The 26,477-nt window shown below is 65.6% G+C and carries 22 protein-coding genes and 1 riboswitch; of the genes, 19 read left to right on the top strand and 3 right to left on the bottom strand.

The window, feature by feature from the left end; genetic code table 11:
- The first annotated feature begins 147 nt into the window (after positions 1-147).
- Complete coding sequence (locus ACFOHJ_RS07040; RefSeq protein WP_378219780.1) at positions 148-1,632, top strand: ATP-binding protein; 1,485 nt, start codon at positions 148-150, stop codon at positions 1,630-1,632.
- Positions 1,633-1,659: 27 nt separating this feature from the next.
- Here ACFOHJ_RS07040 and ACFOHJ_RS07035 read toward each other — a convergent pair whose 3' ends face one another.
- Positions 1,660-2,616 carry an arginase family protein gene (locus ACFOHJ_RS07035; RefSeq protein ID WP_378219779.1) on the bottom strand — a complete coding sequence of 319 codons (957 nt, stop codon included), beginning with the start codon at positions 2,614-2,616 and terminating at the stop codon, positions 1,660-1,662.
- Between the two features lie 138 nt (positions 2,617-2,754).
- Here ACFOHJ_RS07035 and ACFOHJ_RS07030 point away from each other — a divergent pair, with 138 nt between their 5' ends.
- From ACFOHJ_RS07030 to ACFOHJ_RS06995, 8 genes are all read left to right on the top strand, one after another.
- A complete protein-coding gene (locus tag ACFOHJ_RS07030) occupies positions 2,755-4,113 on the top strand; it encodes a glutamine synthetase family protein (RefSeq protein WP_378219778.1) in 1,359 nt (452 codons plus the stop codon).
- The gene (locus ACFOHJ_RS07025) at positions 4,114-5,418 is read left to right on the top strand and encodes an NAD(P)/FAD-dependent oxidoreductase (RefSeq protein WP_378219777.1); all 1,305 of its coding nucleotides are present in this window, start codon (positions 4,114-4,116) and stop codon (positions 5,416-5,418) included. It abuts the gene before it with no gap.
- A 67-nt stretch (positions 5,419-5,485) separates the two neighbouring features.
- A riboswitch (cobalamin riboswitch) is annotated at positions 5,486-5,689 on the top strand.
- Positions 5,690-5,809: 120 nt separating this feature from the next.
- Positions 5,810-7,057, top strand: a complete 1,248-nt coding sequence (locus ACFOHJ_RS07020; RefSeq protein WP_378219776.1) for an aromatic ring-hydroxylating oxygenase subunit alpha — start codon at positions 5,810-5,812, stop codon at positions 7,055-7,057.
- Positions 7,058-7,067: 10 nt separating this feature from the next.
- Positions 7,068-8,162: a 2Fe-2S iron-sulfur cluster-binding protein gene (locus ACFOHJ_RS07015; protein WP_378219774.1), complete on the top strand. Its 1,095-nt coding sequence runs from the start codon at positions 7,068-7,070 to the stop codon at positions 8,160-8,162.
- Positions 8,159-8,434 (top strand): hypothetical protein, encoded by a 276-nt coding sequence (locus tag ACFOHJ_RS07010; RefSeq protein ID WP_378219773.1) that lies wholly within the window; start codon positions 8,159-8,161, stop codon positions 8,432-8,434. Before ACFOHJ_RS07015 ends, ACFOHJ_RS07010 begins: the two co-directional genes overlap by 4 nt.
- Before the next feature lie 86 nt (positions 8,435-8,520).
- Positions 8,521-9,213: a fumarylacetoacetate hydrolase family protein gene (locus ACFOHJ_RS07005; RefSeq protein WP_378219772.1), complete on the top strand. Its 693-nt coding sequence runs from the start codon at positions 8,521-8,523 to the stop codon at positions 9,211-9,213.
- A gap of 25 nt (positions 9,214-9,238) precedes the next feature.
- Complete coding sequence (locus tag ACFOHJ_RS07000) at positions 9,239-10,297, top strand: tellurite resistance/C4-dicarboxylate transporter family protein (RefSeq protein WP_378219771.1); 1,059 nt, start codon at positions 9,239-9,241, stop codon at positions 10,295-10,297.
- Between the two features lie 242 nt (positions 10,298-10,539).
- Entirely contained in the window at positions 10,540-11,547 is a 1,008-nt protein-coding gene (locus ACFOHJ_RS06995; protein ID WP_378219770.1) for an acyltransferase family protein, read from the top strand.
- A gap of 188 nt (positions 11,548-11,735) precedes the next feature.
- On the opposite strand, the gene ACFOHJ_RS06990 is transcribed toward ACFOHJ_RS06995, so the two are convergent.
- On the bottom strand, positions 11,736-12,647 hold the full coding sequence (locus ACFOHJ_RS06990; RefSeq protein ID WP_378219769.1) for a LysR substrate-binding domain-containing protein: 912 nt from the start codon (positions 12,645-12,647) through the stop codon (positions 11,736-11,738).
- 178 nt (positions 12,648-12,825) lie between these two features.
- Between ACFOHJ_RS06990 and ACFOHJ_RS06985 the strand changes: the two genes are divergently transcribed.
- From ACFOHJ_RS06985 to ACFOHJ_RS06945, 9 genes are all read left to right on the top strand, one after another.
- Positions 12,826-14,037, top strand: coding sequence for a mandelate racemase/muconate lactonizing enzyme family protein (locus tag ACFOHJ_RS06985; protein ID WP_378219768.1), 1,212 nt, complete (start codon positions 12,826-12,828; stop codon positions 14,035-14,037).
- 166 nt (positions 14,038-14,203) lie between these two features.
- Positions 14,204-15,841: a GMC family oxidoreductase gene (locus tag ACFOHJ_RS06980; protein WP_378219767.1), complete on the top strand. Its 1,638-nt coding sequence runs from the start codon at positions 14,204-14,206 to the stop codon at positions 15,839-15,841.
- A gap of 15 nt (positions 15,842-15,856) precedes the next feature.
- Positions 15,857-16,963 carry a mandelate racemase/muconate lactonizing enzyme family protein gene (locus tag ACFOHJ_RS06975; RefSeq protein ID WP_378219766.1) on the top strand — a complete coding sequence of 369 codons (1,107 nt, stop codon included), beginning with the start codon at positions 15,857-15,859 and terminating at the stop codon, positions 16,961-16,963.
- Entirely contained in the window at positions 16,960-18,450 is a 1,491-nt protein-coding gene (locus ACFOHJ_RS06970) for an aldehyde dehydrogenase family protein (protein ID WP_378219765.1), read from the top strand. Before ACFOHJ_RS06975 ends, ACFOHJ_RS06970 begins: the two co-directional genes overlap by 4 nt.
- Before the next feature lie 71 nt (positions 18,451-18,521).
- Positions 18,522-20,108 (top strand): ABC transporter substrate-binding protein, encoded by a 1,587-nt coding sequence (locus tag ACFOHJ_RS06965; protein WP_378219764.1) that lies wholly within the window; start codon positions 18,522-18,524, stop codon positions 20,106-20,108.
- A gap of 214 nt (positions 20,109-20,322) precedes the next feature.
- Entirely contained in the window at positions 20,323-21,279 is a 957-nt protein-coding gene (locus tag ACFOHJ_RS06960) for an ABC transporter permease (RefSeq protein WP_378219763.1), read from the top strand.
- Between the two features lie 10 nt (positions 21,280-21,289).
- Positions 21,290-22,108: an ABC transporter permease gene (locus ACFOHJ_RS06955; protein ID WP_378219762.1), complete on the top strand. Its 819-nt coding sequence runs from the start codon at positions 21,290-21,292 to the stop codon at positions 22,106-22,108.
- Positions 22,109-22,118: 10 nt separating this feature from the next.
- Positions 22,119-23,753 (top strand): ABC transporter ATP-binding protein, encoded by a 1,635-nt coding sequence (locus tag ACFOHJ_RS06950; RefSeq protein ID WP_378219761.1) that lies wholly within the window; start codon positions 22,119-22,121, stop codon positions 23,751-23,753.
- A 16-nt stretch (positions 23,754-23,769) separates the two neighbouring features.
- Complete coding sequence (locus ACFOHJ_RS06945; RefSeq protein WP_378219760.1) at positions 23,770-24,684, top strand: NAD(P)-dependent oxidoreductase; 915 nt, start codon at positions 23,770-23,772, stop codon at positions 24,682-24,684.
- A gap of 110 nt (positions 24,685-24,794) precedes the next feature.
- Here ACFOHJ_RS06945 and ACFOHJ_RS06940 read toward each other — a convergent pair whose 3' ends face one another.
- Positions 24,795-25,019 (bottom strand): hypothetical protein, encoded by a 225-nt coding sequence (locus ACFOHJ_RS06940; protein ID WP_378219759.1) that lies wholly within the window; start codon positions 25,017-25,019, stop codon positions 24,795-24,797.
- Positions 25,020-25,251: 232 nt separating this feature from the next.
- Here ACFOHJ_RS06940 and ACFOHJ_RS06935 point away from each other — a divergent pair, with 232 nt between their 5' ends.
- Positions 25,252-26,457 (top strand): GGDEF domain-containing protein, encoded by a 1,206-nt coding sequence (locus ACFOHJ_RS06935; protein ID WP_378219758.1) that lies wholly within the window; start codon positions 25,252-25,254, stop codon positions 26,455-26,457.
- Positions 26,458-26,477 lie beyond the last annotated feature (20 nt).

Raw genomic sequence — 26,477 nt, 5'->3', positions numbered from 1 at the left:
AGAAAGAAGGTTTTTGGAAGTCAATCCGCCCGCTCGCCACCGTTCGGCCGAGGCGCGGAAAAGCAGCCTCACCCAAGGTGAAAATTGGCAGAACGGCTGCGATGGCCTAATGATGCGCAATCCATCGGACAATGGTATCGACCGCGCATGAGCGAGAATAACCCAGAGGACGAAGCACGGGTCACGTCGACGCCCGAACGGCGGGTGCCGTTGGCGCGGGGCCTGTCGGCCAAGCTTCTTTTGCTCACCGTGGTCTTCGGGCTTCTGGCCGAAATCCTGATTTTCCTGCCGACCGTCGCCAGCTACCGCGTCACCTGGCTGAAGGAGCGGCTGAGCACGGCCGCCGCCGTATCCATCGCCCTGGTGCAGGGCGATACGCAAAGCCTGTCGCAGACGGCGCAGAACGACGTCCTGATGGCCATCGGCGCCAAGGCGATCGCGGTGCGCGACGGCGGCGTCGCGCGCCTGCTGGCGGTCGCCGAAATGCCACCGCAGGTGGACGAGCATATCGACGTCGACCATCTGGGGCTGGTCGAGGAGATGACCGGCGCGCTCGATACGCTGCTCTTCGGCGGAAATCGCATGCTGCGCATCTTCGGCCCGGTGGGAGCGAGCCCGGAGGAGTTCGAGCTGATCATGCCGGACTACCAGTTGCGCGCGGCCATGCTCGGCTATTCTCGCACGGTCGCGCTTCTGTCGCTGCTGATCGCCGTGTTCACCGCGGCCCTCGTCTATGTCGCGCTCGACCGCGTCATGGTTCGGCCGATGCGCACGATGACGCGCTCTATGCTGGCCTTTTCCGAGGCTCCGGACGACCAGTCGCGCATCATCCGCCCCTCGATGCGCGCCGACGAAATCGGCATCGCCGAGCGCGAGCTGGCGCAGATGCAGGAGCGGCTGCAAAAGATGCTCGCCGAGCAGAAGCACCTCGCCGACCTCGGTCTGGCGGTATCGAAGATCAATCACGACATGCGCAACATCCTGGCCTCCGCGCAGCTGATGTCGGATCGCCTGCAACAGGTGAAGGACCCGACGGTGCAGGCCTATGCGCCGAGGCTCGTGCGCACGCTCGACCGCGCCGTTTCCTATTCGGAGGGCGTGCTTGCCTACGGCCGGACGCAGGAAGCGCCGCCGTCCAGGCGCCGGGTGCGGCTGCGCCAACTGGTCGAGGACGTGCACAGCCTGCTCGATCTTGAAAGCGGGATCGAGTTCGAGGATGCCGTCCCGCCCGGCTTCGAGGTGGACGCGGACGCCGAGCAACTGTTCCGGGTGCTGACCAACCTCACCCGCAACGCCGTGCAGGCGATGGCGGGCGATACCGAAAGCGCGGTGGTGCGGCGGCTGACCGTGGCGGCCGAGCGGCAGGGCAGCGTCGGCCGTATTCTCGTCACCGATACCGGCCCCGGCCTGCCCGCGAAGGCGCGCGAAAACCTGTTCACCGCCTTTCGCGGCGCCGCGCGCAGCGGCGGCACCGGGCTCGGGCTGGCCATCGCCCATGAACTCGTGCGCGCCCATGGCGGGGCGCTGGAACTGGTGGAAAGCCGGGGCGGGCGCACGACCTTTGCCATCTCCATCCCCGACCAGCCGGCCCGCCTCGAGCCGGCGCCGCGCGGCCTTCGACGCCCGGCTTAGGCGCGCGACCCTGAACGGACGGAAGGATCAGCCCCGGCGCGCCAGATGGCCGAGCACGTGGCTGACCAGGCGGCCGACGATGGTGGCCGACATGTCGTTGACGTCGGCGGCCGGCTGGAACTCGACGATCGAGAAGCCGGCAAGTTTGCGGCCGCGCATGGCGGCAGCGATCAGCGTGGTCATTTCGTCGAAGGCGAAGCCGCCCGGCGACAGCGCGTTTATGCCCGGGCAGATGCCGGGATCCATCGAATCGCAATCGATGTGGATGAGCAGCGATCCGTCGCGCGGCAGGGCGGCGGCGACCGCTTCGACGCCGATGCGCCGGGCCTCCGCAACGGTGACGAGACGCGAGCCCCACGCCCTTGCCGTCTCGACCTCGGCGCGGCGGGCGCTGCCGACCGCGCGGATGCCGACCTGCGTCATGGAGGCGACGGAGGCAAGTTCGGAAGCCCGCCGCATGGTGCTGGAATAGCCCAGCCTTTCGCCGGCGATGTCGTCGCGCCAGTCGATATGGGCGTCGATCTGCAGGATGTTGAGTTTCTCGCCGCCGTCCAGCCCGCGCATGAAGGGAATGGCGACGGAATCGTCGCCGCCGATCAGGATCGGCACCGCGCCCGCATCGTGGGCGGCGCGCGTCACCGCTTCGATATTTTCCCGGTTGCCGGCCGCGTCGTCCGGGCGGGTCGAAACGTCGCCGAGGTCGAAGGCCTGCAACGCGCCGTCGTTCAGCAGCGGGCCGTCGAAATCGAAATCCCAGTGGTCGATGTGGACCGAGGCCTCGGTGATCGCCCGCCGCACCGCATCCGGCCCGCTTTCGACATCCTCGCGGACGGTCGGCGTCGCATAGGCGGTGCCGTGGACGGCGCCGAAGATGGCAGCGGACCCGTTAACGGCGGCGGTTGCCGCCGGCAGGCCGAGAAAGGTGCGGGGCCTGGGAACGAGCAGGCCGGAGGGGAAAGGGCGATTGTCGGAAGCGGTGTTCATAGGTGCAGGTAAGGAGCGTGGCGCCGGCCTGTCAATGCGGCGGCGGGGCATCGAACTGGCTAATTTCGCCGCCTTGCTTTATCGATTGTCCGACAGTTCGGCTAACGCGGAGCCTTTTTCCGCGAAATTCGGTGGACCATGATTGATGAACAAGTTGCCCGCAAATTCCTGAACGACAATCCCGATATCGAGGTACTGGAGGCGTTCGTCGTCGACGTCAACGGCGTTCCCCGAGGCAAATGGATTCCGCGCGAACGCTCGATCGACGTGCTGGTCAACGGCATGGCGATGCCGCGCTCGGTCTATGCGCTGGACGTGTGGGGCCGCGACGTGAATGCGGCCGGGCTGGCCGAAGGCACGGGCGATCCGGACGGCATCTGCGTGCCGGTGCCGGGAACGCTCGCCCGCATAAGCTGGCTGAAGCGGCCCACCGCGCAGGTGATGCTTTCCATGAACGGCCCCGACCGCGGGCATTTCTTCGCCGACCCGCGCCAGGTCCTGGCCAAGGTGCTGGAGCGCTTTCGCCAGATGAAGCTGACCCCGGTCGTCGCGACCGAGCTCGAATTCTACCTGATCGACCCCGTGCGCTCGGCGCTCGATCCGGTGCGCCCGCCGAACACGCGGGAAGGGCGCTGGCATACCGGCCAGACGCAGGTTCTTTCCGTGGCCGAATTGCAGGATTTCGAGGACGTTTTCTATGAGATCGACTCGACCTGCCGCGAGCAGGGCGTTCCGGCCGACACTACGTTGCGCGAGAACGGGCCGGGGCAGTACGAGATCAACCTGAACCATGTCCCGGATGCGCTGAGGGCTGCCGACTACGCCGTGTTCCTGAAGCGCATCGTCAAGGGCGTGGCGCGCAAGAACGACCTCGATGCCACCTTCATGGCCAAGCCCTACGGTATGCAGGCGGGCAACGGCATGCATGTGCATTTCTCCATCCTGGATGAGAAGGGGCGCAACATCTTCGTCGGCGAGGACGGTCCCTCCGAACTGCTGATGCAGTCGGTCGGCGGCCTGCTGCGCTACATGGGCGAAAGTACCGCCATCTTTGCCCCGCACGCCAACTCCTACCGCCGGCTGAAGCCGTCCGAGCATGCGCCCACCTTCGCGTCCTGGGGCTTCGACAACCGCTCGGCCGCCGTGCGCGTCATCACCGCCAGCAAGCCTGCGACCCGCATCGAGCACCGCGTCGCCGGCGCCGACAGCAACCCCTATCTGGTGCTCGCGATGATCCTGCAGGCGGCCTATATGGGCATGAAGGAAAGGCTCGATCCGGGCGGGCCGATCACCGGCGACGACCACGCGCTCGACAACGAGCCGCTCCAGTCGAGCTGGGACGCCGCCGTGCAGCGCTTCGCCACCTCGGGCTTCGCCTATGGCGCGGTCGGGCCCGAATTCCGTTCCCTCTATACGGCCTGCAAATACCAGGAGCTGGACGAGTTCTCGCTGCGCGTCACCGACGTCGAATACGACGCCTATATCAGGACCGTGTAGATGGCAGCCCATGTCTCAGCCGTGCCGAATCCCGGCCATATCGGTTCCTGGTATGCGGCCTCGGCCAACGACCGCCATGTGCGCCCAGCGCTCGAAGGGTCGCTGACCGCCGATGTCTGCATCATCGGCGCCGGCTTCACCGGCATCTCGGCGGCGCTTGAGCTTTCGGAGCGCGGCTATCGCGTCGCGGTGCTGGAAGCCGAGCGGGTCGGCTTCGGCGCTTCCGGCCGCAATGGCGGCCAGATCGTCAACGGCTACAGCCGCGACCTTGCCACCATCGAGCGCCGCTATGGCCGCGACAAGGCCGACGCGCTGGCCGCGATGGCGGGCGAGGGCGGCGACATCATCCGCGCTCGCATCGAAAAATACGGCATCGACTGCGACCTGCGCCATGGCGGCTTCTTCGCCGCCTTCACGCAGAAGCAGATGCAATATTTCGAAGGCTTCAAGCGCGACTACGAGGCGCACGGCCATGCGGGGCTGGAGATGGTGGCGCGCGCCGATGTCGGCCGCTATGTGCGCAGCGACCGCTATGTCGGCGGCATGATCGACCAGCGCGGCGGCCATATCCATCCGCTCAACCTCGTGCTCGGCGAAGCCGCGGCCGCGGAGAGCCTCGGCGCGAAGATCTTCGAGGACTCGCGGGCGGTGCGCATCGACATGGCGGGAAAGCCGACCGTCCATACCGACAAGGGCAGCGTGACGGCGACCTATCTGCTGGTTTGCGGCAACGCCTATCTGGGCACGCTGCTGCCGGTCGTCACCGACCGCATGATGCCGGTGTCGAGCCAGGTGATGGCGACGGAACCGCTGGACCCTGCCCTGATCGAGAGCCTGCTTCCGGCCGACTATTGCGTCGAGGACGCCAATTACGTGCTCGACTACTATCGCCGTACCAGCGACAACCGGCTGCTTTACGGCGGCGGCATCGGCTATGGCGGGCAGGACCCGGCAGACCTGACCGCTGTCATCCGCCCCAACATGATCCGTACCTTTCCCGAACTGGCGAACGTGAAGATCGATTTCGCCTGGAGCGGCAATTTCGCGCTGACCCTGACGCGCATCCCGCATGTCGGGCGGCTGTCGCCGCATGTCTATTTCTCGCACGGCGATTCCGGCCATGGCGTCACCACCACGCATCTTTTGGGCAAATTGCTCGGAGAGGCGGTGGCCGGCCATGCCGAGCGGTTCGACGTGTGGGCGTCGCTGCCGAGCCTGCCGTTTCCCGGCGGCAAGACCTTCCGGGTTCCGCTCACCGTGCTGGGCGCGTGGTGGTACGGCCTGCGCGACCGTCTCGGACTCTAAATTCCGCGCTGTCGCCTTTGTGCGGGGCGGTGTCGCTTTCGCGGACTCGCTTGCGGGCCGCCGCTGTTTAGATGGGGACGCTTCAGGTGCCCGTTCGTGATGAGCTGACGGGATAATTGGGAAGCCGGTTTGATGCCGGCGCTGCCCCCGCAACGGTGGCGGAGCGATAGTCTCGACGAAAACCACTGGGCTATGTGCCCGGGAAGGTGTCGCGACAGTCCTAAAAGGACAGCTCCGAAGCCCGGAAACCAGCCTTGAGCATCGTAAACTCGACTGATCGCGGTGGGCGATCAAGAGGCGAATCCTTGCGTCGTCGGCGTTCTGCCGGGCTGCAATCGTTCACCCCTTCAAGCACCACCAAGTTCAGTCCTTGCAATGCTGAGGACAGGACATGGAAACGAAACTCGACATGCTGGGCCGGCTGCAGCGTCGCCGCCCGGGCTTCTCGCTGGAACAACCCTTCTACACCGACCCGGACTACTTCAAGGTCGATATGGATCTGATCTGGTATCGCGACTGGCTGTTCGTCGGCCATGATTGCGAGATCGCCAGGCCCGGCAGCTATTTCACCGTACAGATCGGCATCTATTCCGTGGTCGTCGTGCGCGGGCAGGACGGCGTCATCCGCGCGCTCCACAACACCTGCCGCCATCGCGGCAGCCGCGTCTGCACGGCGCACAAGGGCACGGCCGCCAAGCTGGTCTGTCCCTATCACCAGTGGACCTACAACCTCGACGGCAGCCTCGCCTTCGCGCGCCAGATGGGCGAGGATTTCTGCAAGGACGATTTCGGCATGAAGCCGGTCGCCTGCGAAAGCGTCGCCGGCTACGTCTTCGTCTGCCTGGCCGACGAGCCGGCCGACTTCGCGCCGTTCCGCACGCTGATGGAGCCCTATTTCGCACCGCACGACCTCGCCAACGCCAAGGTCGCCCACGAGACGACGATCATCGAGAAGGGCAATTGGAAGCTGGTGTGGGAGAACAACCGCGAGTGCTACCACTGCGCGGCCAACCATCCCGAACTGTGCAAGACCTTTCCCGAGGCCCCGACCGTCACCGGCGTGCCGAGCGTCGACAGCGACCCTGAGATGCTGGAGCACTGGGCGCATTGCGAGGCGAACGGCCTGCCCAGCAAATTCCGCATCGACGAGGCGGGCCAGTTCCGCGCCACCCGCGCCCCGCTGCTGCGCGACGCGGTGAGCTACACCATGTCCGGCAAGTCTGCGGTGAAGCGCAACCTGTGCGATGGCGTGAGCGCCGACCGCATCGGCACGCTCATGCTCTATCACTATCCGACGACGTGGAACCACGTGCTGATCGATCATGCGACCACCTTTCGCGTGATCCCGATCAGCGCGACCGAGACGGCGGTGACCACCAAGTGGCTGGTGCACAAGGACGCCGTCGAGGGCGTCGACTACACTGTCGACGAACTTATCCACGTCTGGGCCATGACCAACGACGAGGACAGACGGATCGTTGAAGAGAACGCCTTCGGCATCCAGTCGCCGGCCTACGAGCCGGGGCCGTATTCGCCGGTGCACGAGGGCGGCGTCATCCAGTTCGTCGACTGGTATGCCGATTTCATGGTGCCGCGGCTCGCCGAGGGCGGCAAGCCCGCCCTGAAGAACGTCGCGTAGGGAGGCCATCATGAACGCGACCATCAACCTCTACAAGCATCTCGACGAGATGCTGCCGTGGAACGACCGCCTCCAGGTGCTGGAGGTGGTTGGCGTCATAGACGAGGCGCCGGACGTGAAGACCTTCACGTTCCGCTCCGATAACCAGACCTGGTTCCGCTACAAGCCGGGCCAGTTCGTGACCCTGGAACTGCCGACGGCCGACGGGCCGCTGATGCGCACCTATACGCTGTCGTCGTCGCCGTCGCGCCCGTTCTCGATCGCCGTCACCGTCAAGGCGCAGGCGGGCAGCGTCGGCACGCGCTGGATGTTCGAGAACCTGAAGCCCGGCGGCCACGTCAAGGCGTTCGGCCCGGCGGGCGAGTTTTCGCTGCACGACCACCCGTCGGCGAAATATCTGTTCGTCTCCGCCGGTTCCGGCATCACGCCGATGATGTCGATGCTGCGCTGGCTGAACGACTTCTCGCCGCAGACAGACATTTCCTTCGTCAACTGCGCGCGCCGGCCGGAAGAAATCATCTTCCGCAAGGAACTGGAACTGCTCGGCATGCGCATGCCGGGTCTCTCGCTCGGTTTCATGATCGAGGAGCGGTCGAGCCGCGAAAGCTGGTTCGGCCATATGGGCCGGATCGATGCGGTGCGCCTGCCGATGCTGTCGCCGGATTTCCGCGAGCGCGAAGTGTTCTGCTGCGGGCCGGAACCGTTCATGCGCGCGGTGCGCCAGATGCTGGAAAGCGCCGGTTTCGACATGGAGCACTACCACGAGGAAAGTTTTGGCCGCCCGGCGGTGATGCCGGTGGAGGCTCCGTTCGCCGATGTCCCCGCCAGTGCGCCCGCCGAGCAAGCGGTGGCGATCCGTTTCGCTACCTCCGGCGTCGAGGCCGAGTGCCTTCCCGGTCAGACGGTGTTGCAGGCGGCGCGCGCTGCCGGCGTGCGTATTTCGGCCGCCTGCGAGTTCGGCCTGTGCGGCACCTGCAAGGTCATGAAGAGCGCCGGCGAGGTCGAGATGAGCCACAATGGCGGCATCCTCGAGAGCGAGATCGCCGAAGGCTACATTCTCTGCTGCTGCTCCAGACCGCTGACCCCCATCGAGATCGAGGCATGAGCATGGACGACAATGACGACGTTCTGGAAGTCCGCCGGCCGCTCAGCCGCGAGGCGCTGGCCCGCCTGTCGCCGCTGCCGCCGCCCGAGGAGGTGTTCTTCGACTGGCTGATGTCGGTGCCGCACGGTGCCTGCCTGGAGGAGGCGGCCCGCCGCGAGATCGCGCGCATCGATCGGCGCGGTCTCAGCCATCCCGGCGTGCGCCGCTTGCGGGTTCTGCTGGTTTCCGTCGCCGGCACGGCGGGCTGGCACAGGCCCGTCGGCAATATTTAGAAAAGTCGGCGTTTTCCGTTGATCGATCCGCGCCGCCGGGTAGGGTAGCGCCGGATCGACTCTCTTGGAAAACGGCGGGACGTGGCATGCGCGGCACAGATTATGTTTTCGAGCCGGGCCTGCCGGCCGGCATCCCGGTTGCCGGAACGCGGAAACTGTTTCCGGTGCATCGGGTCTACTGCGTCGGGCGCAATTACGCCGCCCACGCGGTGGAAATGGGCCACGACCCGGACAAGGAGCCGCCCTTCTTCTTCCAGAAGAACCCCGACAATCTGGTGGCCGACGGCCGCTTCCCCTATCCACCAGCCTCCAGCGACGTGCACCACGAGATCGAGATGCTGGTGGCGCTGAAAAGCGGGGGCAGGGACATCCCCGCCGAAAAGGCGCTCGACTGCGTCTATGGCTACGGGGTCGCGCTCGACATGACGCGCCGCGACCTGCAGGCCAAGGCCAAGGAACAGGGACGCCCGTGGGAGGTAGCCAAGGCGTTCGAGGCCTCCGCGCCCTGCTCGCCGTTGGTTGCGGCGACCGCAATCGGCCATCCGGCGGCCGGCGCGATTTGGCTCGACGTCAACGGAAAGCGCCGGCAGTCGGGCGACCTCAACCAGATGATCTGGAAGGTGCCGGAGATGATTTCCTACCTGTCTGGCCTGTTCACCCTGATGCCGGGCGACGTGATCCTTTCCGGAACGCCCGCCGGCGTCGGCGCGGTGGAGCGGGGCGACCGGCTCAGGGGCCATATCGACGGGATCGGCGACATCGAGGTGGACGTGGTCTGAAGTCGCGCATGAGGGAGCCGTGAGGATGGCCGATACGCAGGCAGCGCATTCGGCAGTAAGGCGGCGGGGCCTTGCCGCCATGTCTCCCGCTTATTTCGGGCTGGTCATGGCCACCGGCATCGTCTCCCTGGCCGCTTTCCTGATGGAGCATCGCGGCATTGCCCTTGGCCTGTTTTACCTCAACGTCGCGCAATATGCGGTCCTGTGCGCGCTCTACGCGCTGCGGGCCTGCCGCCATCCGCGGCGGTTCTTCGGCGATATGGTCGCGCACCCGACCGGGCCGGGCTACTTCACCGCGGTGGCGGGCACCGGCGTCCTCGCCAGCCAGTTCATCGTCATCCGCGAAAACCTTGCCGTCGGCGAAGCCTTGTGGGCGGTGACGGCGCTTTTGTGGGTTGGGCTGACCTACACGATCTTCACCGCCCTTACCGTCCGGCGTGAGAAGCCCACCCTCGACAAGGGCATCAACGGCGGCTGGCTGCTGGCGGTCGTGGCCACGCAGGCGCTGTCGGTGTCGAGCGCTCTCCTGGCCACGCGCATCGGCCAGCCGCACCGGCTCGAGTTCAATTTCATCGCCCTGTCGACATGGCTGTGGGGCGGCATGCTCTATATCTGGCTGATGGCGATGATCTTCTATCGCTACACCTTCTTCCGCCTGGCGCCGGGCGACCTGGAGCCGCCTTACTGGATCAACATGGGCGCCATGGCCATTTCCACCTTGGCCGGATCGTTGCTCATCCTGAACGCGCCGCAGGCACCCTACCTGACCTCGCTGCTGCCCTTTCTCAAGGGATTCACCATCCTGTACTGGGCGACGGGGACGTGGTGGATCCCGATGCTGCTCCTGCTCGGCGTCTGGCGCTACGGCTACCAGCGCTTTCCTTTCCGCTACGACCCGCTCTACTGGGGCGCGGTGTTCCCGCTCGGCATGTATGCCGCCTGCACCTGGCAGATGAGCCGCGCCATGGATTTGGGATTCCTCGCTCCCCTGCCGCAGGCTTTCCTCTATATCGCGATGGCGGCGTGGCTGGTCACCTTCCTCGGCATGCTGCACGCGCTGGTGCAGCGCGCGGACCGCGCGTAGGCCCTGCTCGGCGCGCGGCGGCTGCATGAACAAAGTTTCGGCAATTACGGGCCGAATCTCACGGTAAACGCCTCCCTTTCATGCTTTTTGATCGGCCTTCGGCCACGCACTGTACCCCTTGCAGGGGCAGGCTTTGCGGCGCCCGGCGAGGTGCCCGGGCGGTCGCGAACGCTCGCCAGCCGGTTGGAACGGCGTCCCATCGGCCTAAGTCTTGGGAGGAAAGGCAATAGTGCGGCGACGGTATGAATACAGCCCGGAGTGGCCGCTTTGGCCATATCGATGCGTTGAAGGGGGCAGGGATCCTGCTCGTCGTTTTCGGCCATCTGATCGAAAAACCTTCCGCGCAGTCGGTCCTGCTCCAGACGCTCTACATCGACATCTACAGCTTTCACATGCCGCTGTTCGTTTTCCTGTCCGGCATCTTCGCGCGGGCTACGCTGAACAGCGGCGACTACCGCAAGATCGTGTGGACGCTGTTCTTTCCGCTTGTCGCCTTCCAGGTGCTCTATCTCGGCGCCGCACGGCTCACCGACTGGTACAGCTACTCGCCGTTTACGCCCTATTGGCTGCTCTGGTTCATCGCCAGCCTGATCGGCTGGCGCCTGCTGCTGCCCCTGTTCGCCTCGCCCGCCGGGCTGGCCGTGGCGGTGCTGGGGGCCGTCTTCGTCGGCTATGACGGCGCAGTCGGCTATGCGCTGAGCGCCGCCCGCACCATCTACTTCCTGCCGTTCTTCGTGCTCGGCCATCTCTACGGCCTGCAACTGGTGAAACTGGCGCAGCGCCACCGCCCCGTCTTCGCCGGCCTGTTCGTGGCGGTGATGTTCGTGGTGACGCTGTGGTGGGCGAACGGCCTCGACGGCTCGGCGCTGACCGGAAGCCGCGACTATGGCGCAGCGTCGCCGTCGCTGACCTATCCGGGGCTCGGCAGGTTGCTCGTGCTGTCGCTGAGCCTGGGAGGCGTGCTGGGCTTCTGCGCGCTGATCCCGTCGCGCTCGCCGGGGCTCGCATGGCTCGGCGAGCGCTCGCTGTCGATCTACCTGCTGCATGGGCTCGCGGTCATGACGCTGGTCGGCGGAGGGGCGGCCGGCCTCATCCCGCAGCCCCTGCTGCTTCCCGTCCTCGCCGGCGCTACGGTGCTGATGGCGGCAGCCGCCGCCCTGTTCGACGGGGCGCTGCGGCGCCTGTTCCGGCCGCCGGACGGCGATGGCGACCTCGTCGATTTCATCGTCGACTGGCGTCGGTCGCGCTGAGGATTTCAGTCGGAGCGGCTTTTCGGCTTGCCGAGCAAAAAGGTGACGGCCAGGAGCAGCCCTACGACGAAGCAGGCGCCGGCGAGCGTGGCGAAAAGGATGGAGGCGATCTCGGAACCGGGCATGCTAAAAGCCTGAACCGATACCCCGGCGGTGTCAATTGTCCGTCCTCTGCCCGGTGCGGAGCGTCATGCCGATCGCGCAAGGGCGCTGTCGGCCCTGGCTTCGTCCAGCAGCCATTTTCGAAACAGCATGGCTGCGGGGTTCTTCCTCTGCCCGGACCGGGGGGTAAGCACATATTGCGCTTCCTCGATCTCCAGCCCCTCGTGGAGAGGGGTCACCAGTTCGCCGCTTTCGAGCGCCGGTTGCGCATAATAGTTCTGCACCAGGCAGGGCCCGAACCCGGAGCGGGTCAGTTCGATGGCGGAAACCGAATTGTCGGTGGTGACGTTCACCCTTATGTCGGCCTCGGGCAGGCCGTATTTCCGCGCCAGGTTGATCCAGCGGTTTTCGCATCCCATGATGTGCACGACGCCGTTGCGGACGAGGGCCGCAACGCAGGCCTTGTCGTCGGCAAAACGTGCGACGGCATCGCGGCGCGCCACCACCACCGACGGCGCTTTCAGCAGCAGGGTGGATTCGAAGCCCGGCCAGTTGCCATTGCCGAACTGGATGTCGACCTCGGTGGATTCGCCCGGACCGGTCCAGCTTCCGGCGAGGATGCGAACCCGGATGCCGGGATATTCCGCATAGAAGCGCCCGAGCCGCGGCGCCAGCCAGGAGCCGGTGAGCGTAACCGGAGCGCGTACCGTGATCTGCGCCTCATGTTCGGCTCCGAACAGGCCGACCGTCGAGACGAGCAGGTCGTCTAGCGCCTTGCTCACGCTCGGCAGGTAGGCATGGCCGATTTCGGTCAGTTCCACCCGGCGCGCCAGCCGCTCGAAAAGCTTGAAGCCCAGTTCACCTTCGAGCGATCGTATCTGGTGGCTGACGGCGGCGGGGGTCAGCCCCAGCTCGGTCGCCGCCGCCGAGAAATTGCGATGGCGGGCCGCCGTCTCATAAGCCCGCAGCCATTGCAACGGCAGGAGAGAGCGCATCATGGGAGCTCTGCCTTCAAATGAAAATCGGTCTTGACCGGTTAATGCTTTGTTTGACTTCACGCAAGCGCGACCGGAATATCACACCCGCCCCATGTCGGCCCCAGCCCACTGCGGCTATAAGCGGCGGCATGGACGGGAAACGACGCCAGACGTCCTGTGATCAGGGAGACAGCCTGCGATGAAAATCACCGATGTAAAGACCTTCGTCGTCGGCAATCCGCCCCCTGGCATCGGCGGCAAGTATTTCATCTTCGTCAAGCTCACCACCGACGGCGGCGTGGTCGGCTATGGCGAGGCCTACAACGCCACCTTCTCCGCCCACGTCACCGCCCGCATGATCGAGGACTTGGCGGAGCGCTACCTGGTCGGTCGCGATCCGCACGACATCGAGAACCTGTTCCGCCGCTGCTATTCCTCCGGCTTCAGCCAGCGTCCCGACGTTTCGGTCATGGGCTGCTTTTCGGCCCTAGAAATCGCCTGCTGGGACATCATCGGCAAGGAGGCAGGCAAGCCGGTCTACAAGCTGCTGGGCGGGCAGGTGCATGAGACGCTGCGCTCCTACACCTATCTCTATCCGCACAGCGGCAGCGTCCACACCGAGGACGTTCACGGCAGGAACGTCTACAACGATCCCGACCTCGCGGCCGAATGCGCGGCGCTTTACGTCGAGCAGGGCTTCAATGCCGTGAAGCTGGACCCGGCCGGTCCCTACACCGCCTTCGACGGCCACCAGCCGCGGCTGGTCGACATCGACCTGTCGGCGCGGATGCTGAAGGCGATCCGCGAGGCAGTCGGCACCCGGGCCGACATCCTGTTCGGCACCCATGGCCAGTTCACCGCCTCGGGCGCGCTGCGGATGGCGGGGGCGATCGAGCCCTACGATCCGCTGTGGTTCGAGGAGCCGGTGCCGCCGGACATGCCGGAGGTGATGGCCGAGGTCGCGCGCGGCACGCGGATTCCGATCGCCACCGGCGAGCGGCTGACGACGAAGTTCGAATTCGCGCGGGTCATCGAAAACCGCGCCGCGACCATCCTGCAGCCTGATCTCGGCCGTTCCGGCGGTATCCTGGAGACCAAGAAGATCGCCGCCATGGCCGAAGCCTACCATATCCAGGTCGCGCCGCATTGCTATTGCGGCCCGATCGTCGGCGCCGCCAACATCCAGCTTGCGGCGACCCTGCCCAACTTCCTCATCCTGGAATCGTTGAAGCAGTGGGACGGCTTCCACGCCACGCTTCTGAAAAAGAAGATCGAATGGCAGGACGGCAACGTCATTCCCTCGAAGGAACCCGGCCTCGGCGTCGAACTGGACGAAGCCGTCTGCGAGGCGCACCCCTATGAAGGCAAGGCGCTGCACCTTGAAATGAGGCCAACGCCGCTCATGCCCTAAGAGCCGGCGTCGCCGGCTGACCTTCAAATATATTGTGGCCTTAGCGCGATAAAGCTTTGTTTGACTGGTAGATGCGCGCCAACCCATACTTCTGGCGGGCGATCGACGCTTCTGTCCGGTCCGGCAGGGTGGCGTGCGTAAAGCCCCTGCAGGAAAGGAACGACGTTTGGTCGAGTTCGACTATATCGTCATCGGAGCGGGCTCGGCCGGATGCGTCCTGGCCGACCAGTTGTCGAAGGACGCGGCCAGCACGGTGCTGGTGCTGGAGGCGGGCGGGTCTGACCGCAGCTTCTGGATACGCACGCCTATCGGCTATGGTCGGACCTTCTTCGACCCCCGCATCAACTGGATGTATGAGACGGAAGTCGATCCCAACACCGGGTCGCGCAAGAGCTACTGGCCGCGCGGCAAGGTGATAGGCGGTTCCAGTTCCATCAATGCGCTGATCTATTGCCGCGGCATGCCGGGAGACTTCGAGGACTGGGAAGCGCTCGGCGCGGCCGGCTGGGGGTGGGACACGGTTCGTTCGCATTACGAGGCGCTCGAGACTCGTGTCGGCGAAGACGGGAGCTCAAGCGGCAGCGGGCCGCTCTACGTCACCAATGTCCGGCGGGAGATCCACCCCTGCAACCGGCACTACTTTGCCATGGCCCGGGAGATGGGGTTGCCGGTCACCGACGACTGCAACGGGCCGGAGCCCGAGGGCGTCACCCATTACCGCATCACCACACGGGCCGGACGCCGCTGGTCCAGCGCCGACGCCTTCCTGAAGCCAGCGCTGAAACGGCGCAACGTCAAGCTCGTGACGAATGCCATGGTCGAGCGCGTCGACATTAGCGGGCGGCGCGCCACCGGCGTCTCCGTCCTGCTGGCGGGCGGCAGGCAGCAATTTCGCGCACGCAGGGAAGTGATCGTCGCCGCGGGCGCCGTCAACTCGCCCAAGCTGCTCCAGATGTCGGGTATCGGCCCGGGTGAGCTGCTGAACGGAATGGGCATCGACATCGTGCACGACAACGCCAATGTCGGCGGCAATCTGCAGGACCATCTCGGCATCAACTACTACTACAAGGCAAGCGAGCCGACGCTGAATTCCATGCTTTCGCCGTGGTGGGGAAAGCTGCTGCAAGGTATGCGCTATGTGTTGTTCAAGCGTGGGCCGCTCGGGCTCAGCGTCAACCAGTGTGGCGGCTTCGTACGCTCCCGTGCCGAGCTCGACAGGCCGGACCAGCAGCTTTACCTGAACCCCGTCACCTACACGACCTCACCCAGCAACAAGCGCCCGATCATCAATCCGGACCCGTTCGCGGGCTTCATCCTGTCGTTCCAGCCATCGCGGCCGTCGAGCCGCGGGCGCATCGACATCCGCTCGGCCGACCCGGCGGCGGCTCCCCGCATCGTGCCCAACTATCTTTCCACGCAAAAGGACCTCGACGACGTGGTTGCCGGTGGTCGCCTGGTGCAGCGCATGGCGCGCACTCCCGCGATTCGTGCCTTCGCCACACAAGCGATGGCGCCCGACATCGAGCGTTTCGACGACGACGCCATCCTCGAGGACTTCCGCCAGCGCTGCGGCAGCGTGTTCCATCCGGTGTCCACCTGCCGGATGGGCAACAGCGAGGCGACCGCCGTGGTCGATCACAACCTGAAGGTTTTCGGCGTCGAAGGCCTGAGGGTCGCCGATGCCTCGGCGTTCCCCAACATCACTTCGGGTAACACCAATGCGCCCACCATCATGCTCGCGCACCGCGCCGCGAGCCTCATCCTGCAGGACCGGCCGCGCGGGCCGGTCCCGATCCAGACCTGACAGGCAGTCCCGCTCGTGAAAATCCGCAAGCTAGAGACCTTCACCAACGAGTTCGTCGGCTTCGTCCGTGTCACCGCCGAGGACGGTTCGACCGGCTGGGGACAGTTGTCGACCTATAATGCCGACATCACCGCCGCCGTCTTCCATCGCCAGGTCGTGCCGTGGGCGCTGGGACGCGGCATCCTGGAAATCGACGACATGGTCGGCGAAATCGCGCGGCGCGAGCACAAGTTCAACTGCTCCTATCTCTATCGGGCGATGTCGGGCCTTGATACTGCCCTGTGGGACCTGCGCGGCCGGTTGGAGGAAAAGCCGGTGGTCAGCCTGATCGGCGGCGAGCCCGGCCGGCTGCGTGCCTATGCGTCCTCGATGCGCCGCGACATCACGCCGGAAGACGAGGCACTCCGATTCCGGCGGCTGCGAGACACGTACGGCTTCGACGCCTTCAAGTTCCGCGTCGGTTCCGAGTGCGGGCTCGACCGCGACGAGTGGGAAGGCCGCACCGAAGCCATCGTGCCGGCCATCCGCAAGGCGCTGGGTCCGGATGTCGCCTTGATGGTCGATGCGAACTCCTGCTACTCGCCGGGCCGGGCCGTGGAAGTAGGCCGCATGCTCGAGCAGAACGGCGTCGAGCATTACGAGGAGCCCTGTCCTTACTGGGAGATGGAGCAGACCCGCGAGGTGACTGCGACCTTGTCGGTCGACGTGACCGGCGGAGAGCAGGATTTCGACATGCAGCACTGGAAGCGTATGATCGCCATGCGCGCCGTGGACATCATCCAGCCCGACATCCTCTACCTCGGCGGCATCGCGCGTACGCTGGAAGTAGCGCGCATGGGCGCTGCGGCCGGCCTGCCCTGCACGCCGCACGCGGCGAACCTGGCGATGGTGACACTGTTCACCATGCACCTTTTGCGGGCGATCCCCAACGCCGGAAAATACCTCGAATTCTCCATCGAAGGTCCGGACTACTATCCGTGGCAGGAGGGCCTGTTCGTCGAATACCCCTACGAGGTTTCAGACGGCATGGTGACCGTGACCGACCGTCCGGGCTGGGGCGTGGAAATCGACCCGGACTGGCTGGCGCGTTCCAGCTACCGGCAGAGCGAGGTCGCGGCATGACCCTGGACGCCCGGTCGCTGATCAAGGCCTATTTTGCCGAAGGCACCCTTCCGGGCCTGCCGGACGGCCATTTCATCGGCGGCAGGATCGTCGCCAACAGCGACGGTGACCGGCTGGAGAGCTACGACCCCGGCAACGGCCAGGCCTTCGCCCGCTTCGGCGCCGGCAAGGGCGAGGATGTGTCGCGTGCCGTCGAGGCGGCGCAACAGGGGCTGGCCGCCTGGCGCGACACGCCGCCGGCGACGCGCTGCCAGGTGCTCAACCGGGCTGCGGCGCTGATCCGCGAGCGCAGCGATTATTTTGCGGTGGTCGAGGCCGTCGATTCGGGCAAGACGCTGGCCGAGGCGCGCGGCGACGCGCGGTCCTGCATCCGGCTGTTCGAATATTACGCCGGCATCGCCGACAAGCTGGAAGGCCGCTCCATTCCGCTCGGCTCCGGCCTGACAAGCTGGACCGAGCGCGAGCCGGTCGGCATCACTGCGCAGATCATCCCGTGGAATTATCCGAGTTCGACCTTCGTGCGCGGCGTCGCGCCCGCGCTGGCCGCCGGCTGCGCCGTGGTCGCCAAGCCGGCCGAGACGACGCCGTTCACGGCGCTGTTGCTCGCCCAATGGCTGCATGAGGCGGGAGTGCCGGCCGGCGCCGTCAACGTCGTCACCGGCCTTGGCTCCGATGCCGGCGCGCCGCTGGTGCGCCACCCGTCGATCGCGCATGTCACCTTCACCGGTTCGGTCGCCACGGGTGTGGGCGTCATGCAGGCCGTCGCGCCCAACGTGACGCAACTCACGCTGGAACTGGGCGGCAAGTCGCCGCTGGTGGCGCTGGCCGACTGCGACGTGGACAAGGCCGTCGAGGGAGCGCTGTGGGCGATCTTTTCCAACGCTGGACAGATTTGCTCGGCCGGTTCGCGCCTGGTGGTGGAGCGGTCCATCCATGCCGAGATGATGGAAAAGCTGGTTGCCAGGACACGCACGCTGAAGCTTGGCCACGGGCTGAAGGACCCGGATGTCGGCGCCATCAATTCCAGGCAGCACCTGGATCGCATCGCGCGCCATGTCGAGGCGGCACGCGGGCGCGGCTGCTCGATCCTCACCGGCGGCAGCGCCACGCATGATCCGGCCTCCAATTCCGGATGGTTCTTCGAGCCGACGATCATCGACAATCTCGCCCCGTCCGACCCAGCGATCCAGCAGGAGATATTCGGGCCGGTCCTGTCTGTCCAGGTCGTCGACGGGGAAGAGGAAGCGCTGGCCATGGCCAACGCCACGGAATTCGCGCTGGTCGCCGGCATTTATACGGGCGACATCGGCAAGGCCCTGCGCCTCGCCCGCAGCATCGACGCCGGGCAGGTCACCATCAACGACTACTGGGCTGGCGGCATCGAGGTGCCGTTCGGCGGCAACAGGAAATCCGGCTTCGGGCGCGAAAAGGGCATCGAGGGCATCGATGCCTATGTCCGCACCAAGGCGATCACGATCCGGCACTAGGACGGCGGCATGCCGCCGTATCCGGGCGTCGGCCAGAGACAGCAACGTAGAACAAAAAAGGGAGTGGTTTGATGAACGAAGAGATGAAACGATCGCTGGCGCTGGGCCGCATGGACCGGCGCAGCTTCATGGCGGCGGCGCTGGGCGCAGGCTTCACCCTGTCGGCGGCCTCGCTGATGGCGAGCGAGGCGCTCGCCTCGGAGCCCAAGCAGGGCGGCACGCTGCGCGTCGGCTTCCAGCAGGGCGCGACGTCCGATTCGATGGACCCCGCGACCTTCAACAACGACTTCATGTTCGCGCTCGGCTATGCCGTGTTCAACTCGCTGATCGAACTCGGCCCGGACGGGTCCGCAAAGCCCGACCTGGTCGAGCATTTCGAGGCTACCCCAGACGCGAAGGTGTGGACCTTCCGGCTCTTCGACGGCGTGAAGTTTTCCGACGGCAAGCCGCTGACTTCGCACGACGTCATTGCCACGCTCAATCACCATATGGGCGAAAACAGCAAGTCGGGCGTCAAGCCGCTGCTCACGCAGATCGCCGAGATGAAGGCCGACGGCGACACCACGATCGTCTTCACGCTCAGCGAAGGCAATGCCGACTTCCCCTACATCTTCAACGACTATCACCTGGGCATCCGCCCGGCGCAGGCCGATGGCACCATCGACCCGATGACCATGATCGGCTCCGGCGGCTACACCGTGGAATCGTTCGAGCCCGGCGTGCGCGCCGTCCTCAAGCGGCGCGGCGACTACTGGAAGCCCAACCGAGCCTTCATCGACACGGTGGAAATCATCGCCATCGCCGACGCCACGGCGCGGATGAACGCGCTGATCACCGGCGAAGTCGACCTGATCGACCGCCCGGACCTGAAGACCATCCACCTCCTGAAGCGCAACAAGGACATCAAGATCCACACGCAGGACGGCACCATGCACTACGTGCTGCCGATGTTCTCGGATGTCGCGCCCTTCACCGACAACAATGTGCGCATGGCGCTGAAATACGCCATCGACCGCGAGGAAATAGTCAGCAAGGTGCTGAAGGGGTACGGTTCGGTCGGCAACGACCAGCCGATTGCGCCGTCGATGCCGTTCTACAAGGCCGACCTGCCGCAGCGCGCCTATGATGCGGACAAGGCGAAATACTACTTGAAGCAGTCGGGCCTGACCTCGCTGGACGTGGACCTGCATACCGCCGACGCTTCCTTCAACGGCGCCGTCGATGCCAGCGTCCTGTTCTCGGAATCCGCCAAGGCCGCCGGCGTCAACATCAAGGTGGTGCGCGAGCCCGATGACGGCTATTGGTCCAACGTGTGGCTGAAGAAGCCTTTCTGTACCTCCTACTGGGGCGGTCGCCCGACGCCGGACCTGATGTTCTCCTCCGCCTATACGCCGGGTGCTGACTGGAACGAGTCGCACTTCGACAACCCCCGGTTCAACGAACTGCTGGCTAAGGCCCGGTCGGAACTGGATCAGGCCCGCCGCGCGGAGATGTATGGCGAGATGCAGGCCATTGTCTCGGATGAAGGCTCCACCATCATCCCGGCGTTCGGCCAGTATGTGTCGGCCATGAACAAGCGCGTCCAGATCCCTGACGGCGTCACCCAGATGTGGAACTTGGACGGCCAGCGCTTCATCGAACGCTGGTGGGTGGCATAGGCTCCGGCCTTGCATCCCGATCGTTGAAGGCCGGCGCGTGCCCCCGGGTGGCGCGCCGGTCCCGTACCGGAACCTTGTGGCATCTCCGCCCCGGTAGTCCCGTCCCGAAATAGCCGCCGGCCGGGCGCGACGCGGTGCCGTCATCCTGATAGACAAGCCCCGACAGACGAATCCCCAAGAACAACCTTGATAGACAACCCCTGATAGACCAGCGATGTCCAAACTGCCGAAACTGATACTGGGCCGGATAGGGCTCGGCGCCGTCACCCTGGTGGTTGTTTCGATGCTGATCTTCGTCGGCGTGGAACTTTTGCCGGGCGATATCGCGCAGCAGATCCTCGGCCAGTCCGCCACGGCCGAGACGGTGGCGGCGTTCCGGCTGGAACTCGGCCTCGACCAGCCTGCCTATGTTCGGTATTTCAACTGGGTCGCGGGCGTGCTGCGCGGCGATTTCGGACACTCTCTCGCCAACGGCCGCGACGTCGCCGCTTTGCTTGCGCCGCGCCTGGCCAAGACGCTGTTCCTGGCCGGCTATGCCGCCGTGATCGCCGTTCCCGTAGCCTTGACGCTGGGTGTTCTGGTGGCGCTGTTTCGCGGCAGCCTGTTCGACCGGGCGACCAATGTGGCGGCGCTTTCGGCGGTTTCCCTGCCGGAATTCTTCGTGGCCTATCTCCTGATCCTGTTTCTCGCCGTCAAAATATCGCTGTTTCCCTCGCTCGCCCGCCTCGACGATACGGCGACCTGGGGCGAGGCGCTCTACAATACCTTCCTGCCGGCGCTGACGCTGATCCTGGTGGTCATCGCGCACATGATGCGCATGACGCGTGCCGCCATCATCAACGTGCTCGCTTCGCCCTATATCGAGATGGCCCGGCTGAAGGGCATGCCGCCGATGAAGATCATTCTTCGCCACGCCCTGCCCAACGCGCTCGCGCCGATCATCAATGTCGTGGCCCTGAACCTTGCCTACCTGGTCGTCGGCGTCGTGGTGGTGGAAGTCGTCTTCGCCTATCCGGGGCTCGGCCAGTTGCTGGTCGACGCGGTGGTCAAGCGCGACTTCCCGGTGGTCCAGGCCGTCGGGCTGTTTTTCGCGGCGACCTACATCGTGCTCAACCTGGTCGCCGACGTGCTTTCGATCCTGGCGAATCCCCGCCTGCGCAACGGGCGTTGAGGACAAGGCCATGTGGAATTTCCTCAAGCAGACGCCGCCGACCGCCATCTTCGGGATGCTGGTCATCCTGGTGACCGCCATCCTTGCCGTCTTCGCTCCGCTGATCGCACCCTACGGCGAAACCCAGATCGTCGGCGCCGAGTACCTGCCCTGGGGCGACGGCTATGTGCTGGGCACCGACAATCTCGGACGCGACATGCTCTCGCGCATGATCTTCGGCGCGCGCAACACGGTCGGGCTGGCGATCCTGACCACGGCGATCGCCTTCTTCATCGGGTCGTTCCTCGGCATCTTCGTCGCGCTCAAGGGCGGCTGGATCGACCAGACGGTCGGCCGCATCGTCGACGTGCTGATGGCGGTGCCGCCGCTGATCCTCGCCCTGATCCTGCTGGCGATCCTCGGCTCGTCCATCCCCAACATGGTCGCCGTCATCGCTGTGATCTATATCGCCCCCGTCTTTCGCCTCGCGCGCGCGGCCGCCATGGATATTGCGGAACTGGATTTCATCCAGGCCGCCAGGCTGCGCGGCGAGGGCACCTTGTGGCTCATCCGGCGCGAGATACTGCCCAACATCACCTCGACCTTGCTGGCCGAGTTCGGACTGCGCTTCTGCTTCGTCTTCCTGTTCATCGCCGCGCTCTCCTTCCTCGGGCTCGGCATCCAGCCGCCGACCGCCGACTGGGGGTCGATGGTCAAGGAAAACGCCAGCCTGATCGCGTTCGGCGACATCACGCCGCTGATCCCGGCCGCGGCGATCGGCCTGGTCACGGTGGCGATCAATTTCGTGGTCGACTGGATGCTTCACCGCGCCAGCGGCCTGAAGGACTGAGGGGGCGGCCATGAGCGAACTCCTGACCATTCGAGGCCTCAAGATCGCGGGCCGCACCGGGACCGGTTGGAACGAGATCGTCAAGGGCGTCGACCTCGACCTGAAGCGGGGCGAGGTGCTGGGCCTGGTGGGCGAATCCGGCGCCGGCAAGTCGACGCTGGGCCTGGCGGCTATGGGCTATTGCCGCGACGGGTGCCGCATCACCGACGGTTCCACCCTGTTGAACGGCGAGGATCTGCGCCTTGCCTCGCCGCGTCGCCTGCGCAGCCTGCGCGGCCGCTCCGTCGCCTATGTGGCGCAGTCGGCGGCCGCCTCCTTCAATCCCGCGCACCGGCTGATCGACCAGTTCGTCGAAGGCCCGCTGCAACACGGGACCAGCGACCGGCATACCGCTGCCGCCGATGCCGTCGACCTCTACCGGCAGATGCAGTTGCCTCATCCCGAAGAGATCGGTTTCCGCTACCCGCACGAAGTGTCGGGCGGCCAGTTGCAGCGCGCCATGACCTGCATGGCCATGGCCTGCCGCCCGGACCTGATCGTCTTCGACGAGCCGACCACGGCGCTCGACGTCACCACCCAGATCGACGTTCTGGCGGCCATCCGCAAGATCGTGGCCGATTACGATACCGCAGCCATCTACATCACCCACGACCTTGCCGTGGTGTCGCAGATGGCCGACCGCATCATGGTGCTGCGCCACGGCAAGGTGGTCGAGGTCGCCGATACCGCGACGACGTTATCCGCCCCGCAACAGGCCTACACGAAATCGCTGTGGGCGGTGCGCAGCCTGCATCGTCCGTCGCGGCCGCTGCCGGCCGGCGCGCCTTTGATCGCCATCGACGGCGTCACCGCGCATTACGGCAAGGCCAGGGCGCTCGACGATGTCAGCTTCAGCATCCAGAAGGGGCGCACGCTTGCCGTCGTCGGCGAAAGCGGCTCGGGCAAGTCCACCGTCGCCAAGGTCGTCACCGGCCTGCTGCCCGCCACCGGCGGCGCGGTGCGCTGGAAGGACAAGGTACTGCCTCCCCGGCTGGAAGCACGCGAGCGTGGCCTGCTGCGCCACATCCAGATGATCTACCAGATGCCGGATACGGCGCTGAACCCCAAGCAGACGATCCGCGAGATCGTCGGGCGCCCGCTCACCTTCTATCTCGGCCTGCGCGGCCGCGAAAAGGAGGCGCGGCTGCGCAGCCTCATGGAACAGATCGAGCTTGACCCGGACACCTATCTCGACCGGCCGGTGACCGCTCTTTCCGGCGGTCAGAAGCAGCGTATCGGCATCGCCCGCGCGCTGGCGGCGGAGCCGGAATTCATCATCTGCGACGAGGTCACCTCTTCGCTGGATCAGTTGGTGGCCGAAGGCATCCTCAAGCTGCTGATGAAGCTCCAGGCGGACCTCGGTCTCACCTACATGTTCATCACCCACGATCTCGCCACCGTCAAAGCCATCGCCGACGACGTGGTGGTGATGCAGCATGGCAAGGTCGTCGAGAAGGGTACACGCGACGAGGTTTTCAACCCGCCGCACCCGCCCTACACGGAATTGCTGCTGTCGTCCGTTCCTGAAATGGACGCGGGCTGGCTCACGCGCGTGCTCGAAGCGCGCGCTTCCGGACAGGTACCGGGTCAGGCGCTGCAGCGTTGATCCCTGCCGACAGATAATGGAAGGCACCGCCATGCATTACGGTTTCATCGGCCTCGGCAATCTTGGCGGGCACCTGGCGGGCAGCCTGCTTGGCTCGGGTTTCAAGGTGACGGTCCACGACAAGGAGCGCGCGGCGGCTGACCGCCTGGTCGGGCTGGGGGCGACCTGGGCCTACAGCCCGGCAGCCCTGGCTGGGCAGTGCGATGCCGTGCTCACCTGCCTGCCGTCGCCCAAAATCTCGGAACTGGTTCTCGGCCAGATGCTGGAGACGATGAAGCCCGGCTCGACCTGGATCGAAATGTCGACGCTTGGCCGCGACGAAATCCTGCGTCTGGCGGCGATCGCGGCCGGCAAGGGGGTACGGACGATGGAACTGCCGGTGACGGGCGGCGTCCATCTCGCCGCCCAGGGCAGGATCACCATGCTGGCCGGCGGCGACGACGACCTGTTCGAGCAGCATCGCCCGGCGCTGGAGGCCATGGGCGACAAGATCTTCCACATGGGGCCGCTGGGCAGCGCCTCGGTGATCAAGGTCATCACCAACATGCTGGCCTTCATCCATCTGGTCGCCGACGGCGAGGCGCTGATGCTGGCGAAGCGCGGCGGCCTCGACCTCGGCCAGGCCTGGGCGGCGATCAAGGCGAGTTCCGGCAGCAGCTTCGTCCACGAGACGGAAGGCCAGCTCATCCTGAACGGAAGCTACGACGTGGCCTTCACCATGGATCTTGCGCTCAAGGACCTCGGTTTCGCCATGAATTTCGGCCGCGAGTTCGGCGTTCCGCTCGACCTCGCGGGATTGACCAACCAGACCTTCGTCAGGGGCCGGGCTGCCTATGGCGGCGACGCGCAATCGACGCAGATCGTCAAGCTGCTGGAAGACGCGCTCGGCACGGACCTGCGGGCGCCGGGCTTTCCCGCCCGCCTGGGATAGGCTTCCGGCGCCCGAACTCGCCGGCTTTCCAAAAGGATGCGCAAAAAAAGTCCGCCGTGGCGATCGGGCGGCGGCGGACTTCCGGTCGCGGAACGCGATCCCGGGTCAGATCATTTGCATGCGGCCATCTGTTTCATGGCGGCCTGCGCTTTCGACTGGCTGGTATACATCTTGTTGCCGGCATTCATCATCTTGGTGCCATCGGGTTTCTTGCTGACCACCTCGCATTTGTGGCTGACAGCATCCTTGGCGACCCAATATTCTGTCGCCGCGAACGAGGGCATGCTGAATGCGGAGATCAACGCTGTAGCAATCACGACTTTGTAGATCATCATGGCCTCCTGAGGTGCCTGTCGTCGAATGCCTCCCGCTGTGCCTGGATCCTTCGACCGGAGGGTGGCTACAGCGAGGCTGCTCCTTTCAAACTTTGGTGATCCTTCAGCCCGGCTGTCGCCCGTTCTTTTCGGGGGGCGACCTTGGCCGGAAGCTGCGTTGCAATTGATCGTCCGGGTAAAGAACTTCTTAGCCTGACTGCCCTATCGCGGTGGCTGAAGAGGCAGGCGGCCTTTGCCTTTGTATTCGCTGGAGCGCGACGGGTCTGACATGAAGCTCGACTTCACCACGCTTTACGTTGTGATCCTGCTCAACTCGGTCGGCTTCGCGGTCATCTGGGCGATGGTGTCGTGCTCGTACCGGACGGTGGTCGCCGCCCGCTACTGGTTTGCGGCGCTGCTGATGACCTGTCTCAGCGGACCGTTCCTGGTGCTCGGCGAGGAATCGAGGCTGCTCACCTGCATCGGCATTCTCCTGACGGTAGCGAGTTTCGCCGTGACCTGGCAGGGGGTCCGGGTCTTCGGCGGCAAGCCGCCGCAATGGGGTTGGGTGGGTGCTCTCCTGCTTGCCAGCGCCGGTGCCATGGCGATGTTCGGCTCGGGCGGCCGCGAGACCGACAATGTCGTCTTTTCCGTAAGCCAGCTGGTGCCCATCGTTTTGACTGTGGCCGCGCTGCTGGCGTTCGAGCGGCGGTCGGTCGGCGTCTGGGTGGCGGCGGCGGCCGGCGGCGTGTTCATCGCCGGGCAGGGGGCCGAGGCCGTCACCAACGCCTTGCGCCTGGCGGGCCTGATGAGCACGGACGCCTATTATTCGGTCGCGGCCTGGTTTCTCGTTTGCGCGATCATCGGCGCCAGCGTCCTCAACCTCGGGCTCCTCCTCATCGTTACGGATCGTCTCCGTGCCGAACTCTATGCGCTCGCCACGCGCGACGACCTGACGGGGCTGCCCAACCGGCGCGCGCTGCGGGAGCGGATCGCCCTCATCGAAAAATCCGCGAGGCGCAAGGGCGAGAGCGCGGTTGTGGTGATGATCGACCTCGACCTGTTCAAGGCGATCAACGATCGCTACGGCCACGACGCCGGCGACGCCGCCCTGGTCCACGTAGCGGGCGTATTGAAATCCCTTCTTCGGGAGCGCGATTTCCTGGCGCGCGTGGGCGGCGACGAGTTCTGCATTCTCCTGCCCGACACCGATTCCGAACTGGCCGCCACGATCGTTCGCCGCCTCGGCGAGGCGGTCCAGCGGCGGCGGATGCATTGGCGTGGCAACAGGATTGCGGTGCCGGCCAGCATCGGGTTCACGCAGTGGCGGCCGGACTCCGGCATCGGACTTAGCGACAGCCTCTCGCTCGCCGACGACGAGATGTTTGACAGGAAGCGGAAGAGCGCAAGTGCTTCGAAGCGCTACGATCAGGCCCTCCCCGCCCGCAGGATCGCCTGAATGTCCCGTTAAGCGGCGCG

The sequence above is a fragment of the Aquamicrobium soli genome (genome assembly GCF_042646345.1).
GTDB lineage: Bacteria > Pseudomonadota > Alphaproteobacteria > Rhizobiales > Rhizobiaceae > Mesorhizobium > Mesorhizobium soli_A.
The sequence above is the reverse complement of the archived record's forward strand: the minus strand, read 5'-3'. Positions and strand labels throughout refer to the sequence as shown.

Bases quoted from the DNA above. Each gene is read 5' to 3' on its own strand.
- ACFOHJ_RS06960 (WP_378219763.1), top strand. From the start codon at position 20,323: ATGTCCAAACTGCCGAAACTGATACTGGGCCGGATAGGGCTCGGCGCC.
- ACFOHJ_RS06965 (WP_378219764.1), top strand. From the start codon at position 18,522: ATGAACGAAGAGATGAAACGATCGCTGGCGCTGGGCCGCATGGACCGG.
- ACFOHJ_RS07010 (WP_378219773.1), top strand. From the start codon at position 8,159: ATGAGCATGGACGACAATGACGACGTTCTGGAAGTCCGCCGGCCGCTC.
- ACFOHJ_RS07035 (WP_378219779.1), bottom strand. From the start codon at position 2,616: ATGAACACCGCTTCCGACAATCGCCCTTTCCCCTCCGGCCTGCTCGTT.
- ACFOHJ_RS06955 (WP_378219762.1), top strand. From the start codon at position 21,290: ATGTGGAATTTCCTCAAGCAGACGCCGCCGACCGCCATCTTCGGGATG.
- ACFOHJ_RS07030 (WP_378219778.1), top strand. From the start codon at position 2,755: ATGATTGATGAACAAGTTGCCCGCAAATTCCTGAACGACAATCCCGAT.
- ACFOHJ_RS06990 (WP_378219769.1), bottom strand. From the start codon at position 12,647: ATGATGCGCTCTCTCCTGCCGTTGCAATGGCTGCGGGCTTATGAGACG.
- ACFOHJ_RS06985 (WP_378219768.1), top strand. From the start codon at position 12,826: ATGAAAATCACCGATGTAAAGACCTTCGTCGTCGGCAATCCGCCCCCT.
- ACFOHJ_RS07020 (WP_378219776.1), top strand. From the start codon at position 5,810: ATGGAAACGAAACTCGACATGCTGGGCCGGCTGCAGCGTCGCCGCCCG.
- ACFOHJ_RS07000 (WP_378219771.1), top strand. From the start codon at position 9,239: ATGGCCGATACGCAGGCAGCGCATTCGGCAGTAAGGCGGCGGGGCCTT.
- ACFOHJ_RS06950 (WP_378219761.1), top strand. From the start codon at position 22,119: ATGAGCGAACTCCTGACCATTCGAGGCCTCAAGATCGCGGGCCGCACC.
- ACFOHJ_RS07015 (WP_378219774.1), top strand. From the start codon at position 7,068: ATGAACGCGACCATCAACCTCTACAAGCATCTCGACGAGATGCTGCCG.
- ACFOHJ_RS06995 (WP_378219770.1), top strand. From the start codon at position 10,540: ATGAATACAGCCCGGAGTGGCCGCTTTGGCCATATCGATGCGTTGAAG.
- ACFOHJ_RS07025 (WP_378219777.1), top strand. From the start codon at position 4,114: ATGGCAGCCCATGTCTCAGCCGTGCCGAATCCCGGCCATATCGGTTCC.
- ACFOHJ_RS06970 (WP_378219765.1), top strand. From the start codon at position 16,960: ATGACCCTGGACGCCCGGTCGCTGATCAAGGCCTATTTTGCCGAAGGC.
- ACFOHJ_RS06940 (WP_378219759.1), bottom strand. From the start codon at position 25,019: ATGATGATCTACAAAGTCGTGATTGCTACAGCGTTGATCTCCGCATTC.
- ACFOHJ_RS07040 (WP_378219780.1), top strand. From the start codon at position 148: ATGAGCGAGAATAACCCAGAGGACGAAGCACGGGTCACGTCGACGCCC.
- ACFOHJ_RS06945 (WP_378219760.1), top strand. From the start codon at position 23,770: ATGGAAGGCACCGCCATGCATTACGGTTTCATCGGCCTCGGCAATCTT.
- ACFOHJ_RS07005 (WP_378219772.1), top strand. From the start codon at position 8,521: ATGCGCGGCACAGATTATGTTTTCGAGCCGGGCCTGCCGGCCGGCATC.